General features: G+C 50.7%; 19 protein-coding genes, 1 tRNA gene and 1 other RNA gene. All 21 read left to right on the top strand.

All coding sequences use genetic code 11. The features are described 5' to 3' along the window. The coding region (gene hisB / locus K0B01_06375; protein ID MBW6485759.1) for an imidazoleglycerol-phosphate dehydratase at nucleotides 1-408 on the top strand (408 nt) is incomplete at its 5' end. A 160-nt stretch (nucleotides 409-568) separates the two neighbouring features. Next, complete coding sequence (locus tag K0B01_06370) at nucleotides 569-1,204, top strand: hypothetical protein (protein MBW6485758.1); 636 nt, start codon at nucleotides 569-571, stop codon at nucleotides 1,202-1,204. Continuing rightward, nucleotides 1,201-1,935 (top strand): 1-(5-phosphoribosyl)-5-[(5-phosphoribosylamino)methylideneamino]imidazole-4-carboxamide isomerase, encoded by a 735-nt coding sequence (gene hisA / locus K0B01_06365; protein ID MBW6485757.1) that lies wholly within the window; start codon nucleotides 1,201-1,203, stop codon nucleotides 1,933-1,935. Before K0B01_06370 ends, hisA begins: the two co-directional genes overlap by 4 nt. Before the next feature lie 81 nt (nucleotides 1,936-2,016). Then, a complete protein-coding gene (locus tag K0B01_06360) occupies nucleotides 2,017-2,361 on the top strand; it encodes a histidine triad nucleotide-binding protein (GenBank protein ID MBW6485756.1) in 345 nt (114 codons plus the stop codon). 24 nt (nucleotides 2,362-2,385) lie between these two features. After that, nucleotides 2,386-4,173, top strand: coding sequence for a DNA primase (gene dnaG / locus K0B01_06355; GenBank protein MBW6485755.1), 1,788 nt, complete (start codon nucleotides 2,386-2,388; stop codon nucleotides 4,171-4,173). Between the two features lie 87 nt (nucleotides 4,174-4,260). Beyond that, nucleotides 4,261-6,045 carry an RNA polymerase sigma factor RpoD gene (rpoD, locus tag K0B01_06350; GenBank protein MBW6485754.1) on the top strand — a complete coding sequence of 595 codons (1,785 nt, stop codon included), beginning with the start codon at nucleotides 4,261-4,263 and terminating at the stop codon, nucleotides 6,043-6,045. Nucleotides 6,046-6,091: 46 nt separating this feature from the next. After that, nucleotides 6,092-6,167, top strand: a tRNA-Ile gene (locus tag K0B01_06345). Nucleotides 6,168-6,336: 169 nt separating this feature from the next. Further along, nucleotides 6,337-7,059, top strand: a complete 723-nt coding sequence (locus tag K0B01_06340; protein MBW6485753.1) for a hypothetical protein — start codon at nucleotides 6,337-6,339, stop codon at nucleotides 7,057-7,059. A gap of 12 nt (nucleotides 7,060-7,071) precedes the next feature. Next, an RNA gene (gene rnpB / locus K0B01_06335) (RNase P RNA component class A) lies at nucleotides 7,072-7,449 on the top strand. A 38-nt stretch (nucleotides 7,450-7,487) separates the two neighbouring features. Continuing rightward, a complete protein-coding gene (gene yihA / locus K0B01_06330; GenBank protein ID MBW6485752.1) occupies nucleotides 7,488-8,072 on the top strand; it encodes a ribosome biogenesis GTP-binding protein YihA/YsxC in 585 nt (194 codons plus the stop codon). A gap of 159 nt (nucleotides 8,073-8,231) precedes the next feature. Then, the gene (locus tag K0B01_06325; protein ID MBW6485751.1) at nucleotides 8,232-8,789 is read left to right on the top strand and encodes a Na+/H+ antiporter subunit E; all 558 of its coding nucleotides are present in this window, start codon (nucleotides 8,232-8,234) and stop codon (nucleotides 8,787-8,789) included. Nucleotides 8,790-8,801: 12 nt separating this feature from the next. Next, entirely contained in the window at nucleotides 8,802-9,071 is a 270-nt protein-coding gene (locus K0B01_06320) for a hypothetical protein (GenBank protein MBW6485750.1), read from the top strand. Further along, nucleotides 9,068-9,403 carry a monovalent cation/H(+) antiporter subunit G gene (gene mnhG, locus K0B01_06315; protein MBW6485749.1) on the top strand — a complete coding sequence of 112 codons (336 nt, stop codon included), beginning with the start codon at nucleotides 9,068-9,070 and terminating at the stop codon, nucleotides 9,401-9,403. Before K0B01_06320 ends, mnhG begins: the two co-directional genes overlap by 4 nt. Then, complete coding sequence (locus K0B01_06310) at nucleotides 9,388-9,633, top strand: DUF4040 domain-containing protein (protein ID MBW6485748.1); 246 nt, start codon at nucleotides 9,388-9,390, stop codon at nucleotides 9,631-9,633. Before mnhG ends, K0B01_06310 begins: the two co-directional genes overlap by 16 nt. Then, nucleotides 9,630-9,944 (top strand): hypothetical protein, encoded by a 315-nt coding sequence (locus K0B01_06305; protein MBW6485747.1) that lies wholly within the window; start codon nucleotides 9,630-9,632, stop codon nucleotides 9,942-9,944. The genes K0B01_06310 and K0B01_06305 overlap by 4 nt, the downstream gene beginning before the upstream one ends. A 60-nt stretch (nucleotides 9,945-10,004) precedes the next feature. Beyond that, a complete protein-coding gene (locus K0B01_06300; protein ID MBW6485746.1) occupies nucleotides 10,005-10,445 on the top strand; it encodes a hypothetical protein in 441 nt (146 codons plus the stop codon). Further along, complete coding sequence (locus tag K0B01_06295; protein ID MBW6485745.1) at nucleotides 10,438-10,815, top strand: cation:proton antiporter subunit C; 378 nt, start codon at nucleotides 10,438-10,440, stop codon at nucleotides 10,813-10,815. Before K0B01_06300 ends, K0B01_06295 begins: the two co-directional genes overlap by 8 nt. Next, nucleotides 10,812-12,326 (top strand): monovalent cation/H+ antiporter subunit D family protein, encoded by a 1,515-nt coding sequence (locus K0B01_06290; GenBank protein ID MBW6485744.1) that lies wholly within the window; start codon nucleotides 10,812-10,814, stop codon nucleotides 12,324-12,326. The genes K0B01_06295 and K0B01_06290 overlap by 4 nt, the downstream gene beginning before the upstream one ends. Nucleotides 12,327-12,339: 13 nt before the next feature. Next, complete coding sequence (locus K0B01_06285) at nucleotides 12,340-13,842, top strand: hypothetical protein (GenBank protein ID MBW6485743.1); 1,503 nt, start codon at nucleotides 12,340-12,342, stop codon at nucleotides 13,840-13,842. Next, nucleotides 13,839-14,057, top strand: coding sequence for a hypothetical protein (locus K0B01_06280; GenBank protein MBW6485742.1), 219 nt, complete (start codon nucleotides 13,839-13,841; stop codon nucleotides 14,055-14,057). The genes K0B01_06285 and K0B01_06280 overlap by 4 nt, the downstream gene beginning before the upstream one ends. After that, nucleotides 14,047-15,774 carry a Na(+)/H(+) antiporter subunit D gene (locus K0B01_06275; protein MBW6485741.1) on the top strand — a complete coding sequence of 576 codons (1,728 nt, stop codon included), beginning with the start codon at nucleotides 14,047-14,049 and terminating at the stop codon, nucleotides 15,772-15,774. Before K0B01_06280 ends, K0B01_06275 begins: the two co-directional genes overlap by 11 nt. Nucleotides 15,775-15,798: the final 24 nt, after the last annotated feature.

The following is a 15,798-nucleotide window of genomic DNA, read 5'->3' as shown; positions in this document are numbered from 1 at the left end:
GACGACCACCACTTGGTCGAGGATATCGGCATCTGCCTCGGGAAGGCTGTCCGGAAGGCTCTTGGCGACAGGGAGGGGATAAGCCGTTATGGTTCGGCGGTTGTTCCGATGGATGAAAGCCTGAGTCGGGTCGCTATTGATATCTCTGGCCGTCCCTTGCTCGTTTGGAACGCGGAATTCAGCGAGCCTGTGATCGGGAGTTTTAATCCTGATTTGCTGCGCGATTTTTTTAAATCATTTTCTGATCATAGCGGAATAACTTTGCATATAGCTGTGGACTATGGGAAAAATGGCCATCATAAAGCCGAGGCAATTTTCAAGGCCTTTGCCCATGCGTTCCATCGAGCCGTTCAGGTGGATCAGCAAATTGAAGGCGTTTTGTCCACGAAGGGTTCTCTCGAAGGATGAGGAGACATATCCTCAAGCCTGCGGCATTTAACCATTGATCTTGTGATTTTGGACAAACGGGGAAGGCAAGCTAATTATGGGAATGTCTCGTGCCGGGAAAACGAAGTTTTCTATTGTTGTTGCACTTTGTTTTTTCATCAGCGTTTGCTCTTCTGCGGACATGGCAAGGGCCGCGGCCGGGGTTGAAGGCGGGCCATCCCTCAAGCTGGCCGTTCTTCCCTTCCAGGCGATTTTTCCGGCGGATTTACAAAAAGGGTCGGTTGAGTCGCCGCTTACCGGGGCAATTTTCGAGGCCGTTAAGCCATCAGGGAGCCCGGAGAGCGCCTTAGAGGAGGGATTTCTCAGATATCTCGATAAAAACCGGCCGGACCTTGCTGTGATTGCAGGCGAAAGGGTGGCCGCGGTTTTTCGGAATGTTTCCACTTCGTCAATGAAAATTTCTTTGCGGAGTGCGCTAATTGAAACGGGCAGGCAACTAAGCGCAGATCTGGTAATTGTCGGTTATCTTTATCGTTTCAGGGAGTTGCAGGGAGAATCTTTTTCTGCTGAAAAACCCGCGTCGGTCGCCTTTGAGATAGTCGCGCTGCGGACCGATAATGGGAAGGATGCCTGGCGGGGAATATTTGACCGGACCCAGCGCTCGTTTTTGGAGAATCTCTTCCAGGCGGCAGCTTTTTTCCAGGGAAAAGGAAGATGGGTGAAAGCCGAAGAACTTGGTCAACAGGGACTCGAAGAGGTGATGAAGACCTTCCCGCTTTCCCCGCAGCAACTCGATACGCAAGGTTCGGCAAGATGATAGTTATCCCGGCAATTGATCTGAGAAAAGGCCGGTGCGTGCGGCTTTCGCAAGGCGACTTCAATCGGGTTTCCATTTATGAGGGAGACCCTGCCGTCGTGGCCTCTGTCTGGAAGGAAAAAGGCGCCGAACGACTGCATGTGGTCGATCTGGACGGCTCCCTTGAGGGGAGTCCCCGGCAGAGGCAGGTTATTTCCGCAATTATCTCAGCGACGCATTTACCTGTCGAGGTCGGCGGCGGCATCAGAAATATGGAGACGGTTGAGGACTATCTTAAGGGTGGGGCGCGCTGGGTAATTCTGGGAACAGCGGCTTTTGCGGATCCATCCTTTGTAAAGGAGGCATGTCGGGCCTACCCCGGTCAGGTCATCCTGGGAATAGATGCAGCGGGAGGAAAAGCGGCGGTTCACGGATGGACAAAACAAACGCAAATGACCCCGGAAGAGCTGGCATTGCGTTTTGCCGAAGATAGCCCTGCGGCTATAATCTTTACAGACATTTCCCGGGACGGCATGGAAACAGGACTTAACCGGGAGTCAACCGCCGCGTTGGCAATGAAGGTGGGCATGCCGGTTATCGCTTCCGGAGGGGTTGCCGGTATAGGCGATATAGAAAAGCTGTTGCCCTTTGAAAAAAGCGGCGTTATCGGAGTCGTCGTCGGCAAAGCCCTTTATTCGGGCGCCCTTTCTCTGGAAGAGGCGATAGCCTGCGCAAAGAAAAAGCGGGATTAACGACAAAATTTACCAGCGCAGCGCCCGGCGGGCTGTAACTGCGGCGAGGGTTGATGTACTCGGGGAAGAAAGGAGTCAGGCATGGAGGATTGTATATTCTGCAGGATTGTCAACGGAGAGATTCCCGCAACCAAGGTATATGAGGATGACCGCGTTTTAGCTTTTGACGACATACAACCGATGGCGCCTGTCCACGTCATCATCATTCCAAAAAAACATATCGCCACGCTGATGAATGTCGAAAGCGGGGAGATGACGGATTTGCAGGCAATGATGGCTGCCGCCCAGGAGATTGCCAGGGTGAAGATGGTTGATCAAAAAGGTTTCCGGGTAGTTATTAACTGCAACGCAGAGGGGGGGCAGGTTGTTTTTCATCTGCATATGCATCTTTTGGGCGGACGAAAACTGCGCGACGGTCTAAACTGAGGTTGCGAACAGAGGGCTTGACATTTGCAAGGTTCCATCCACGACGGAACAATCGAAGAGGTCAGGAGACGCGCCGATATCGTCTCGCTGATCGGGGAATACGTTGCTTTAAGGAAAACGGGGAAAAATTACACCGGGCTCTGCCCTTTTCACCAGGAGAAAACCCCCTCTTTCACCATTAGTCCCGAAAAACAGATTTTCCATTGCTTTGGCTGCGGCGAGCACGGGGACATTTTTTCTTTTTGTATGAAAATGGACGGCCTGACTTTCCCGGAGGCGATTCGCCAATTAGCAGGGAAGACAGGGGTTGTTATCCCGGAAAGGGTTCACAGCAGGGAAGAGCAAGAGCGTTACACCCTTAAAGAACAGATTGTTAAGGTAAACGGGCTTGCCGTCGGATTCTTTGCCAAAACGCTCGGTTCGCAAAAGGGGGAAAAGGCGCGGGAGTATCTGATAAAAAGGGGTATTGGACTAAGCGTCGTTGAGCAGTTTCGAATAGGGTTGGCCCCGGAGGGCTGGCAGGGTCTGCTTGATTTTCTGGAGCGGAAAGGGATCCCCGCCCCGCTTGCAGAACAGGCAGGTCTGGCAATTGTCCGTTCGGGGGAGGGCAAGAGAGGATATTACGACCGGTTTCGGGGCAGAATTATTATCCCCATCGTCGATAGCGAAGGCCGGGTTGTCGCCTTTGGCGGGAGGGTGATGGACGCAAGTGAACCCAAGTATCTTAATTCTCCTGAGTCGCCGGTTTATACGAAAGGCAATAACCTTTTCGGACTTTTTGATGCCCGGGAGGCGATTCGCATCAAGGGTTTTGCCGTCCTTGTGGAAGGGTATTTTGATCTCATTTCCCTTTGGGCTTCCGGGATTAAAAATGTTGTGGCGACGCTGGGGACGGCATTGACCCGTTCCCAAGTCGATTTGCTGGGGCGTTGCACAAAGAGGGTCGCCGCAGTCTTTGATCCCGACGAGGCGGGTCGGAAGGCTCTCGCGCGGAGCATGGAGCTGTTTCTGGCGGGAAACATCCAGGCAATGGCAGTTATTCTGCCTGAGGGTTATGATCCTGATTCCTTTGTGCGAGCCGAAGGCCGCGGAAAAATGGAGGAAATGCTGGCAGCCGCGCGACCGATGGCCGATTATTACATCGAAGAAATTCTCGGCAATTCGGCATCTTTACAGGAAGATCGCGAAAAACTGAGGAGTGCGGTCGCTTTTGTAAAAAAAATTGACGATGTTGTGGAAAGAAACCTCTTTATCAAGAAAGTGGCAGAAAAGTTGAATATCGATCAGGATGTCTTGAAAAAAGAGGTGGGGAGATCCTTTTCGAGCACGCCTGCACCAGACCGCAGCCATTCAATGACGCCGCAGGCCGGGGACTATGAGCGCCTGGAATTGAGTTTTATCCACATGCTTTTTGAGAGTCCGGAGTTGGTCCGCACGCTGGGAGAGGGGGAGATATTTACATTTTTTAAGTCGGAAGCTCTGAAAACAGTTGGAAAAAACTTGTTGCTGAATTCAGAAAAAGAAGGCGAAAAAAATTTAAATGTGGTATCGCTCCTTTCCGGTGTGGAGGATGAAAGGATAAAGAAAAACCTTTACGCCCTTATGGTTGGCGATAACCCATATAAGGGGGAGCAGCGTGAACGTCTGCTTGCCGATACGGCAAAGCAGATCAGGCGCCGATGGTATAAAGAGCAGCACCGTATTCTGAAGGAAAAGCTTGTTAAAGCCGACAGAGACGGGAACCGGGAGTTATGCAACGGTCTGCTGCAGGAAAAAGAAAGGCTTTTAAATGAAGAGAACAATCTTGATTGACAATAGCCCTGATTATTTGCTTAAAAAGTCAATACTTAAAGTTATATTTTGACCTTGTGCTTTCAGGTTGTCGGGGGGGTAGTTGCGATGGGAAAAGAAGCTGAATCGAGTGATTTCAAAAAGTTGCTTGCTCTGGGCGTGGAAAAAGGATTTCTGACGTACGATGACGTCAATGATCTGCTGCCCTCAGATGTTACTTCTTCTGATCAGATTGACGATATCATTATGCTCTTTGGAGAGAAAAATATTGATATTATCGACACGGAGAAGGGGGAAAAATTGATTGTAAAAAAGGAAAACGAGGAACAGCCGGAAGTCAAAAAGGAGGGGGTGTTGAGTTTGCTGCCCTCATTGGGCAGGACGGGAGACCCTGTGAAAATGTACCTCCGGGAGATGGGCATGGTTTCCCTGCTCAGCCGGGAAGGGGAGATTGAGCTTGCCAAGATCATAGAAGAAGGGGCCCGCGAGAGTCTGGAGGCCGTCTTCAGCGTTGACGTTTCCGTCAAGGATGTAATAAATATTGGCAAACAGTTGAAAAGCGGGGAGATTCGTGTCCGGAGCATCCTGGACAATATTGATGACGAAGACGGAATCGTTGAAGAAGACAAGCATCATGAGCGGGTGATCAGTCTGCTCGATGCTGTGACATTGCTCGATGCAAAAAACGATTTAATCAAGAAGAAATTGAGTTCGAAGAAAAAGATTTCGGCGGATGAGAGGTTGGCGCTGAGGGCAGAGCTCGACAAAAATCAACTGGCCATAGTTGACCGTTGTCGGGAGGTTCTTTTCAGCAGGAAGCAGATAGAGCGACTCGTTGCCAATCTTCGGTCCTATATCAATGATGTAAAAGCTTCCGACGAGATGCTCAACCGCTGCAAGAAGAGTACCGGCCTTTCCCTTGGTCAGATCGAAGAACTATTGGCAATGATGTCGGAATCGCAAAAGGCCGCGGAGCTGGCAGCCAAAAGGGCCCGCTTGCCGCTGGCAAAGCTCAAAGAATGCGAGCTTATTATTATCGAGGCCAATTCGCGGCGTAAAAAAATTGCCCAGGAGACAGGTCTTTCGATAAATGCGTTGAAGAAGGCAATGGTTGGCATTGAAACCGGGGGGAGAAAAGCGGAGGTCGCCAAAAGAAGACTGGTTGAGGCAAACCTGCGGCTTGTAGTCAGCATTGCCAAAAAGTACACAAATCGGGGTTTGCAATTTCTCGATCTGATTCAGGAAGGCAATATCGGCTTGATGAAGGCGGTTGATAAATTCGAATACCAGCGCGGTTATAAATTTTCCACCTACGCTACTTGGTGGATAAGGCAGGCCATCACCAGGGCGATTGCCGATCAGGCAAGGACGATCAGAATACCTGTACATATGATCGAGACAATCAATAAACTGATTAGAACATCGCGTTATCTGGTCCAGGAATTGGCCAGGGAGCCGAATCCGGAGGAGATTGCCAACAAAATGGAGTTTCCGCTGGAAAAGGTGCGCAAGGTTCTGAAAATAGCCAAGGAACCGATCTCTCTGGAGACCCCGATTGGCGAGGAAGAAGATAGCCATCTCGGTGATTTTATAGAGGATAAAAAATTTATGTCGCCATCTGACGCCACGATCAGCATGGATCTTGCCGAACAGACCCGCAAGATTCTTTCCACCTTGACCCCGCGCGAGGAAAAGGTGCTGAGAATGAGATTCGGCATTAGCGAACGAGGCAATTATGCGGCTGAAGATGCTGAGGAAGCGACGGATACTGGCAGCTTGAATGATAAACCGGCAGAATCAGGCTCTGAACGCAAAGGGCGCAGTGGGGCAAGACGTCGTCTTTTGAAGTCAGGCGAAAATAAAATATTGACAAAAACCGCTGATCGGTATTAAGAAGGCCCTCGAAAAACGGAGTTTTGAGTTCATCCTGGGGATGCAAGGGCCCATAGCTCAATTGGTAGAGCCCCCGGCTCATAACCGGTCGGTCCCTGGTTCGAATCCAGGTGGGCCCACCAAGGATGAAAGGAAGCGTGACTTATTTTGATAGCCATCTTTTTTTTTAATACCGATAATAAAAAAGCTCCCATGAAAGCAAGAACCAATAGGCGGAGACAGGAAATGCACCGAGAAGGGTGCATTTTTTTTAAGTACTGAAGAACATATTTTTTAATATAGGGGGATGGGTTGAAAGAACTCTTGACAAGATTAGTTGAGCTGCAGAAGATAGAAGCGGAGGCGGAAAAAATCCGCTCCGACCAGAAAAACCTGCCAACTCGTTTAAGCGAGCTCGAAGCAGGATTTAGTGCGTTTTGCGAGTCCATGGAACAAAAGCGACAGGAATTCGAGGATAGACAGAAACAGAAAAAGGAAAAGGACCGCCAGTTGCAGACGGGACAGGAGGCGCTGAAGCGAGCACGGGAAAGACTTTCGGAGGTGAAGACAAACAAGGAATATCAGTCTATGCTCAAGGAAATTGCAGCCTCAGAGGTGAAAAACGGCAAGCTTGAAGATGAGATTATTGTTCTATTGGATGGGCTCGAAGTTTTTCAGAAGGAGATGAAAGCAAGTGACGAGGAGTTAGCTTTACGCCGCAGCAGCTACGAAGGGGAGAGACAGGCGATTCAGGCCGAGCTTGATTCACTGAACGGGAAACTTGAGGAGTGTCTGGGCAGGGCTGGGAAACTTAAAGAGAAAATGCCTGATGTAATCCTGAAAAAATATGAGAGAATAAAGGTAATTCGCAACGGTTTGGCGGTGGTTGTCGCCTGGAAAGAGATTTGTTACGGTTGTCATATGGCGATTCCCCCCCAAATGTACAATGAGCTGCAGACCAGTGAAGAGCTTATGACCTGCCCGAATTGCAACAGGATACTCTACTGGGAAGACCTGAACGCTGAAAGTAATTAGTAATTGAGACGTCAAAGCAGAACAGATGATCGCGGTTGCGGGAAACCGCAACGGAGGAAAGTCCGAACTCCGCAGGGCAGGATGGTCGCTAACGGCGACTGGGGGCAACCCTAAGGAAAGTGCCACAGAAAATATACCGCCCCTCCGCTTCAGGAAGGGTAAGGGTGAAAAGGCGAGGCAAGAGCTCACCAGTTTCCCGGGTGACCGGGAAAGCTTGGTAAACCCCATCCGGAGCAAGACCAAATAGGAGAACGGGACTGCCCGTCCCCAGGTTCTCGGGTTGTGTCGCTTGAGGCAGTCGGCAACGGCTGCCCCAGAGGAATGATCATCATCGCTTTTCCGGGCAACTGGAGGGCGAAACAGAATTCGGCTTACGGGCTGCTTTGACGTCTCTTTTTTAGTTGCAGGAATTATTCTGGGTTTATTGCATGAAGATTATATCCGCGGAGTTTGTGCTTTCTGCAAAAGAACCACGCCACTACCCCCCCGCCGGCATTCCCGAGGTGGCCTTTGCCGGGAGATCCAATGTCGGCAAATCATCCCTGATCAATACCCTCCTCAACAGGAAAAGACTTGCCCGCACCAGCACCACCCCGGGGCGCACCCAGGAGATCAATTTTTTTAGCGTCAATCAAAGTTTTTTCTTTGTTGATCTTCCTGGCTACGGATACGCGAAGGTTCCGGAGGCGATTCGTCGCCAGTGGGGTCCCATGGTGGAAACATATCTTGGCGATCGTCCGACACTAAAACTCGTGATCATGCTCCTCGACGTACGCCGCGATCCTACTGGCGAAGATATGCAGCTCATGCGCTGGCTTGCCCATTACTCGCTTGATTTTTTGCTGGTTCTAACCAAGACAGACAAGATTTCCCGCAATGAACTTGCTGTGAGAAGGCGTGTTATTGAGGAACTAATCGGTCCTTCGTTTAAATTGAACCTATTGGTTTTTTCAGCAAAAACCGGCGCGGGAAAGGAACTTGTCTGGCGGGAAATAGAAAAAAAAATAGCTTGACACCCTGTAAGGCGTTTGATAGAGGCCGCAGGGTCTTAGCAACTTATTAGACGTCCCGCTATTTTCCCGAGTTTTGTCGGTTGATTCAGTACCGAATCTGCAAAATGCCAAGAGAGATGTTGAGATGTCTGCCGTCCAAATTTTTCTTAGGATGACATTGTGAGAAGATATCGTAAATCCCGTTTTTTAAAAAACTCCGTCATTGAAGCCGTTCTGCTGATGATTTTTTGGCTGCTGTTGAGCGGCCATTACGATCTGATGCACATCTCCTTCGGGGTTTTTTCCGTCTTTGTTGTAATGCTCCTTAATTACCCATTGAGAAAGCGTCTCTTTTCCCTGCTGGAAAAGTCGGAGACTCAAAGACTGTCAATACTTAATTTGGCGGGTTATGTCCCCTGGCTGCTATGGCAGATTGTTATGTCGAGTTTACAGGTCGCCTCCGTCGTTCTGAGGCCAAGCTGTCCCATTGATCCGTCGCTGGTGAGTTTCAAGACGTCTTTGCGGAATACTACCTATCGGGTTATCCTGGGAAACTCCATTACACTGACTCCGGGAACGATTACCTTGAGAATCGAGGGCGATGAGTTTCTCGTTCATTCGCTGATGGATGCTTCATCTTCCGGCATCATTGACGGTTCCCTGCCCGGTCAAGTGGCGGGGCTCTTCGAACGGAATCCCGGCAAGGTTGTGAAAGAGGTAGCGATAACAAGAGTGTGAGCGGTAAACAAAATGGACAGATTCTTTTTATATTATACAGTTATACTGACCTCCATTATTTTCATCCCCCTTTATCGGGTTCTCCGGGGACCTACCATTTTTGACAGGATGCTGGGCGCCGGAGCGATCGGCACCAAGACGATGGTGTTGATTCTGGCTATAGGTTTTGTGTTCAAAAGGTTTGACATGTTTGTGGATATTACTCTTGCTTATGCGGTTCTCAATTTTATCGGGATTGTCGCCATTGCCAAATTCATAGCAGTTAAAAAGGTGGGCGAATGATCGGAAATACCGTGGGCATTGCCGCGGTAATAGCGGGCGCCTTTTTTATGCTGGTCGGAAGTGTTGGATTAATCCGACTGCCTGATTTCTACACCCGTAATCATGCGACCGGAAAAAGCGATACACTGGGAATAATGCTCGTGATTTTTGGAATGATTCTTATTGAGGGATTGACGCTTAACAGCGCCAAGCTCCTGTTCATCCTCATTTTTGTTTTTCTGACGAATCCAACCGGAACACATGCCCTTGCCAATGCGGCCATCCAGAGTGGGCTCAGACCATGGTTTAAAAAAAGAAGCGGTGGGGAGACTGAGAAATGTACTGGGAAATAGAGACGATCATGGCTGTTTTTATGCTTGTTTCGGCGGTTATTTCGTTGACGGTCAAGGATCTCCTGACGGCGGTGGTAACGCTCAGTGTCTTCAGCTTTGTATCGGCCCTGCTTTACGCGGTGATGGGGGCTATTGACGTAGGGTTTACCGAGGCGGTGGTCGGCGCCGGGATAACGGGAATATTTTTTGTTGTCCTGATTTTCCAGACATCAAGAAGGAGCGGGGATTGAAAATAGTCAACTGGCTATTGCTGATCGCCTTTGGGGCGCTTTTGATTTATGGCACGACAGGGCTTCCCAATCGTGGCGATGCCGGGGCGGGCATGCACTCAACAAGAAGTCTGGTGGATTCCCCGGGGGCGTCTTCCTTCTATATCCGCAATGCCCTGAGGGATGCGAAAACACCCAATATGGTGACAGTCATCCTTGCCGATTATCGAGGTTTCGATACGCTGGGAGAGGAGACGGTTATCCTTACGGCCGGGCTGATCTGTTTTCTGGTGCTGAGAAGAAGGAAAAAGCCTTTAAAGAACTCCCGCTGACATTAAGGCAGATAAAGCAGGAGATTTTCTCACGCCATTATTTTTTATGAGGTAATCGGGATGCTTGCCTACAAATATAATCCCATAGTACTAACGGTAAGCGGAGCTGTTTCGCCGTTTATTATGTTATTCGGCCTTTATGTCATATTTCATGGACATTACAGCCCCGGAGGGGGTTTCCAGGGTGGGACAATGTTGGCTGCCGCCCTCCTGCTCATCCGCCTCGCCGCTGGTTATGATCTGGCCCAGCTTCAGTTCCGGAGAATCTGGGGGACGCCTCTTGGTTCCATCGGGGTGCTGATTTATTTCGGGACAGGTTTAACGGCGATGCTGTCCGGGGGGGAATTTCTCAACTACGCCTTTCTTCCCTTTCCCGGTCTTAGCGCACCGGAACTTCGTTCGCTTGGGATCCTGATGGTGGAAATTGGCGTAGGCCTTGCGGTTATGGCGATTCTCGTTGCCATATACGATGATTTGCTGGAGGAATATCCCGATGATTGATTTTATCCGGGGGCACTATACCTACTGGGGCGTTATTCTTCTCATGTTGATCGGCATGTATGGGATGATTTTCAAGAACAATCTCGTCAAGAAGCTGATCGGGATGACCATTTTCCAGGTTTCGATCATCATGTTCTATGTGGCAAGCGCTGCCAAATGGGCAGCGACAGTGCCTGTACTCGATCCGGCGATCGGCGCTGCCGATGCAGCGCGCTATATCAGTCCGCTGCAGCATTGCCTGATGCTTACCGCCATCGTCGTCGGCGTGGCTACAAGCGGGGTCGCCTTCGCATTGGCCATTGTCATTTATCGTCACTATAAGACCCTGGACGAACCGCTCCTGATCGAACGGATGAAAGCGCAGCCATGATCCCGAATTCCCCCGCCCTCATTCCTCTGGCGCTTCTGGCAACCGCAATCTCGATCCCGGTGCTGGCGCTTAAAAAAGAGAAACTGGCGTTTCCCCTTGCGGCGACGGCTTCTTTTTTCTCTGTTGTCGTGGCTTGTTACAATCTTACCAGGATTCTCAGCGGCGCCCGCATCTCTTATCATTTCGGCGGCTGGATTCCTCCCCTCGGCATCGAGTATGTCCTTGATCCCCTTTCGGCGTTTATTGCCCTGGTGGTGAATGTTGTTGCCCTTTTTGTTATCTGGCATTCAAGCGGCCTGCAGACGTCGGAAATTAACGAGAAGCCGGTTCCGTATTATGCCCTGGTCCTGCTTTTTCTCTGCGGCGCAAACGGCATAATCATCACGGGCGATCTATTCAATCTCTATGTCTTTATAGAAATATTTTCGCTTTCGGCCTATGGTCTGATCGGCATCGGCGAAAAGAAGGCGCCGGTTGCAGCCTTTCGGTACCTGATCATGGGAACAATTGGCGCTTCCTTCTACCTTATCGGCATAGGATTTCTTTACATGGCAACCGGTTCGCTGAATATGGCCGATGTGAAGGCGATCCTTCCCCTGCTTGGTCCGAATTCTGCTGTCAACGTTGCCCTTTTGCTCATGGTGACAGGCATCGGTATCAAGATGGCGATTTTTCCGCTCCACGGCTGGCTGCCCGACTCATATACCTATGCCCCTTCCACCTCTTCGGCGCTGATCGCCCCAATCGGCACTAAAATAGGCGCGTACGTAATTATCCGAATAATGTTTTTTGTCTTTGGCGCTCCTTTTGTCGATAAGGCGTTCCCCATTGCCGATTTTATTGCCTGGCTTTCGGCAGCAGGCATTATCTACGGTTCCGTTATGGCGATCGCCCAGAAAGAGCTAAAGAGGATGCTTGCCTATAGCAGTGTCGCGCAAATCGGTTATATCGGTCTGGGGATAGGGCTGGCCAATCCGCTGGGCTATATCGGCGCGGTGCTGCATATTCTGAATCATGCCTTCATGAAAGGCTCATTGTTTCTTGTTGCCGCCAACCTGAGAAAAAAGCTGGGTCATTCCGATATCGAAAAGATGGACTCCGAATGCCGGAAAAAACTGCCCTGGACAACGGCCGCCTTTACGTTAGCCGCTCTTTCGATGATCGGCCTGCCGCCCACAGCCGGTTTCTTCAGCAAGTGGTACCTGGCGTTGGGCGCAGTGGATAAGGGAAACTGGCTTTTTCTGGCGGTGATTATGGCCAGCAGCCTGTTGAATGCCGTTTATTTTTTCCGGATCCTTGAAAATATCTATCTCAAGTCGCCGCCGGACCGTGCTACTGAGGCAGGGAACGCCCCGGAAAATGCAACGAACGAAGTGACCATTGCCGGAGGAGAGAATTTTTCACTGACCATTCCGGTAGTTGTCCTTTCTTTTTCCCTTATCTTTATCGGCTTGTTCAACTCGGCTATTGTGAAGGGGATTATCCAGAACATCATTCCTGCGGGAATGTAACGGACGAACGAAAATGACCGATCCTGAAATTTACAGATCTTTGCTGCCGCTCTGTGCGGTTTTGGTTTCGCTGGCAGCCGCTCTGCTGATTGCCTTGAGTTCCAGACATGTTTTTATAAGGGAATTCTGGACGCTTGCGGCAAGCGTTGCCAAATTTTCGTTTGTGCTTCTGCTGTTGCCGGGCGTTTTGGCAGGAAAGGTGGCTGAATTCACATTCTGGGAAATATCTCCCGGCATCTCGCTGGCGCTGAAAGCAGACTCCTTTGGGATTTTTTTTGCGTTGATCGCCTCCGGTCTCTGGATGTTGACTTCCATTTACTCCATCGGCTACGTGCGGGGTTTGAATGAGCATAAGCAGACCCGGTATTTTGCAAGCTTCGCGATCTGCCTTTCCGCGACCATCGGCGTCGCCTTTGCCGCCAACCTGCTGACATTCATCTTTTTTTACGAGATATTGACCATTGCCACCTATCCGCTGGTTATTCACAAGGAAACTCCTGTGGCCATAGCGGCGGGCCGTAAGTATCTCGTCTATACCCTTACCGCGGGGGTGCTGTTGATCGCGGCGACGGCCTGGACATACCGTTTGGCTGGAACTCTCGATTTCAAAGCGGGGGGGATGTTTGGGGATGCCTTGCTGTCGCCGGGTACGGTTTTAGTTCTTTTTGCCCTTTTTATCGGCGGCGTGGGGGTAAAGGCCGCCATTATGCCGCTGCATAGTTGGCTTCCGGCGGCGATGGTAGCTCCGACCCCGGTTAGCGCCCTGCTGCACGCCGTCGCGGTGGTCAAATCCGGGGTATTCGGAGTTGTGAGGGTTGTCGGTTTTGTTTTCGGGCCGCAATTGATGCGACAATTCGATCTTAATATCATATTGGCGGCCTTTGCCGGCGTTACGATCATTTTTGCCTCACTGCTTGCCTTCAGGCAGGATAACCTGAAGCATCGTTTGGCCTATTCGACAGTCGGGCACTTGTCCTATATTGTTCTCGGCGCGGCGCTGCTTTCACCTGCGTCGCTTGTCGGCAGTCTGCTCCATATAGCCAGCCATGCGACTATGAAAATCACGCTCTTTTTTTGCGCCGGGGCAATTTATGTGACGCACCATAAGGAAAAAATCAGTGAACTCGATGGCATTGGCCGGGTGATGCCCTGGACGATGGGCGCCTTTACTATCGGCGCGATCGGCTTGGCGGGAGTCCCGCCGCTCAACGGCTTTGTCAGTAAATGGCAACTGGGACTGGGATCTTTGCAGGCCGGTTCCGTTGTTCCGCTGGCACTACTGTTGCTGAGCGGCATTCTCAATGCCGGATATTTTGCCCCGGTTGTTTATCGGGCCTTTTTCAAGAGCCCTGCCGCGCCGTTTCTCAGGGGAGAGGCTTCCTTGGCTATTGTTATTCCTCTTGCTGTTACGGCATTTTTATCGATCTTGTGGGGGATTCGTCCCGATCTGTTTCTGCATTTCTATAGTCTTGCCGTTCAGGTAAGCGGCAGCATCTTGGGGGTAACCGGATCATGAATAAATTGCGCTGGGCTCTTCTGGGAATTGGCGGCGCGGCTTCCATCGCGGGAGGTATTATGACGACCGGCGATGAGCTCCATGGGTGGTGGAGTGCAATTCCCGGTTTCTTCGCCCTGTTCGGTTTTTTCGGTTGTCTGTTGATAATCATTTTTGCAAAATTTCTCGGCAAGATTTTGTTGTCCAAGCGGGAGGACTACTACGATGGGAATTGAAACAACCGTAGCCCCGTTTATCATCATGGTTGCCGGCGCCATGCTCCTTCCCTTCTTGCCAAGACTGTCTCGCGCTTATCTCACGCTGCTCATTCCGTTACTCGCCCTGCTTGCCGTCTGGTTGGCGCCGGTCGGGATAAATCTCACCTTGAAGTTCATGGATTATCAGCTCGTACTGTTCAAGATGGACAGTTTGAGTCGTGTCTTCGGGACGATATTTGCCTTGATTACGTTCATCGGCGCGCTTTTTGCGTTTCATGTCCGGGAAAAAGCGGAACAGGCGGCGGCCCTGCTGTATGCAGCGGGCGCCATAGGGGTTACGTTTGCCGGTGATTTCTTTACTCTCTTTGTCTTCTGGGAGCTGATGAGCATTCCCTCCGCATACCTGGTCTGGGCGAGTAAAACTGAGGAATCCGGACGGGCGGGGATGCGCTATCTTATCTTTCATCTCTTTGGCGGCGCACTTTTACTATCCGGAATCATTATGCACGTCGCGGAGACAGGGCAAATCCTGATTGAACAGCTTCCCCCCGGCAACGCCCTTTCCTCCTGGCTGATTTTGGGTGGAGTCGCGTTAAATGCGGCGGTTGTACCTTTACATGCCTGGCTCCCCGATGCCTATCCGAAAGCGACGGTGACGGGGGCTGTTTTTTTGAGCGCCCTGACTACGAAAACCGCCGTTTATGTCTTGCTGAGAATATTCCCCGGCTGGGAAATTCTTGTTTTTCTCGGCGTTTTCATGGCGCTTTACGGCGTTGTCTTTGCCGTTCTGGCAAACGACATCCGCGGCATCCTGTCTTATCACATCATCAGTCAGGTGGGATACATGGTTGCCGGCGCCGGGATCGGCACGCAGTTGGCCATTAACGGCGCTACAGCCCACGCGTTTAGCCACATCCTCTACAAAGCGCTTCTTTTTATGGGAGCGGGAAGCGTCATCTATACCACAGGGAAAAGCAAAATGACCGAGTTGGGCGGTCTGGTGAAAAAACAGCCCCTTATTTTATGGCTTTATATGATCGGCGCGTTTTCCATTTCCGGCTTTCCCCTTTTCAACGGGTTCATCAGCAAATCAATGGTCATCGCGGCAGCGGGAGAGGCGCATTACACAATGGTCTGGCTCTTGCTGACACTCGCTTCCGTGGGGACCTTTTTGTCCATCGGCCTGAAGTTGCCTTATTATACGTGGTTTGGCAAGGACCGGGGCTTGTCGCCAATTCCTTTGCGTGTGAATATGTATTTCGCCATGACGATAGCCGCTTTTTTCTGTATATTATTCGGGGTCATGCCGAATCTTCTCTACGAGATGCTGCCTTTTCACATTCCCTTTGCGCCATACACGCTTATCCATCTGACCGAAACGTCTCAGATCTTGATTTTTACGTTTGTCGCCTTCTGGATTTATCGGAAAAAGGTTGCCGGAAAAGCGGAAATAGCCCTCGATGTGGACTGGTTCTACCGCAAGCCGGCGCAACTGGTGGAAAGAATTTTTACCGTGAATGTCGAAGCGCTTTTCAATAGGGCGGAAAAGAGCATCAATGGCATAGTCCGCAGACTTGTGGTTATCGGCAAAAACCCGGTTTCTTTCTTTTCGGGCAAGGCCGATGCCAGAGACTATGATCCGGACGATTACCGACCGGCGGTAGGAATTTTGATTGCTGTCACGCTTTTATCTTATCTGTTGCTTGCCGGCTGGGGCTGGCTCATGCAGTTGTGAGCAGTTGCCTTTTGCACTTAAAGT

The organism is Syntrophobacterales bacterium (assembly GCA_019429105.1).
Taxonomy (GTDB): domain Bacteria; phylum Desulfobacterota; class Syntrophia; order Syntrophales; family UBA5619; genus DYTH01.
Note: the sequence above shows the minus strand (reverse complement) of the source record. Positions and strands in the feature narration are given on the sequence as shown.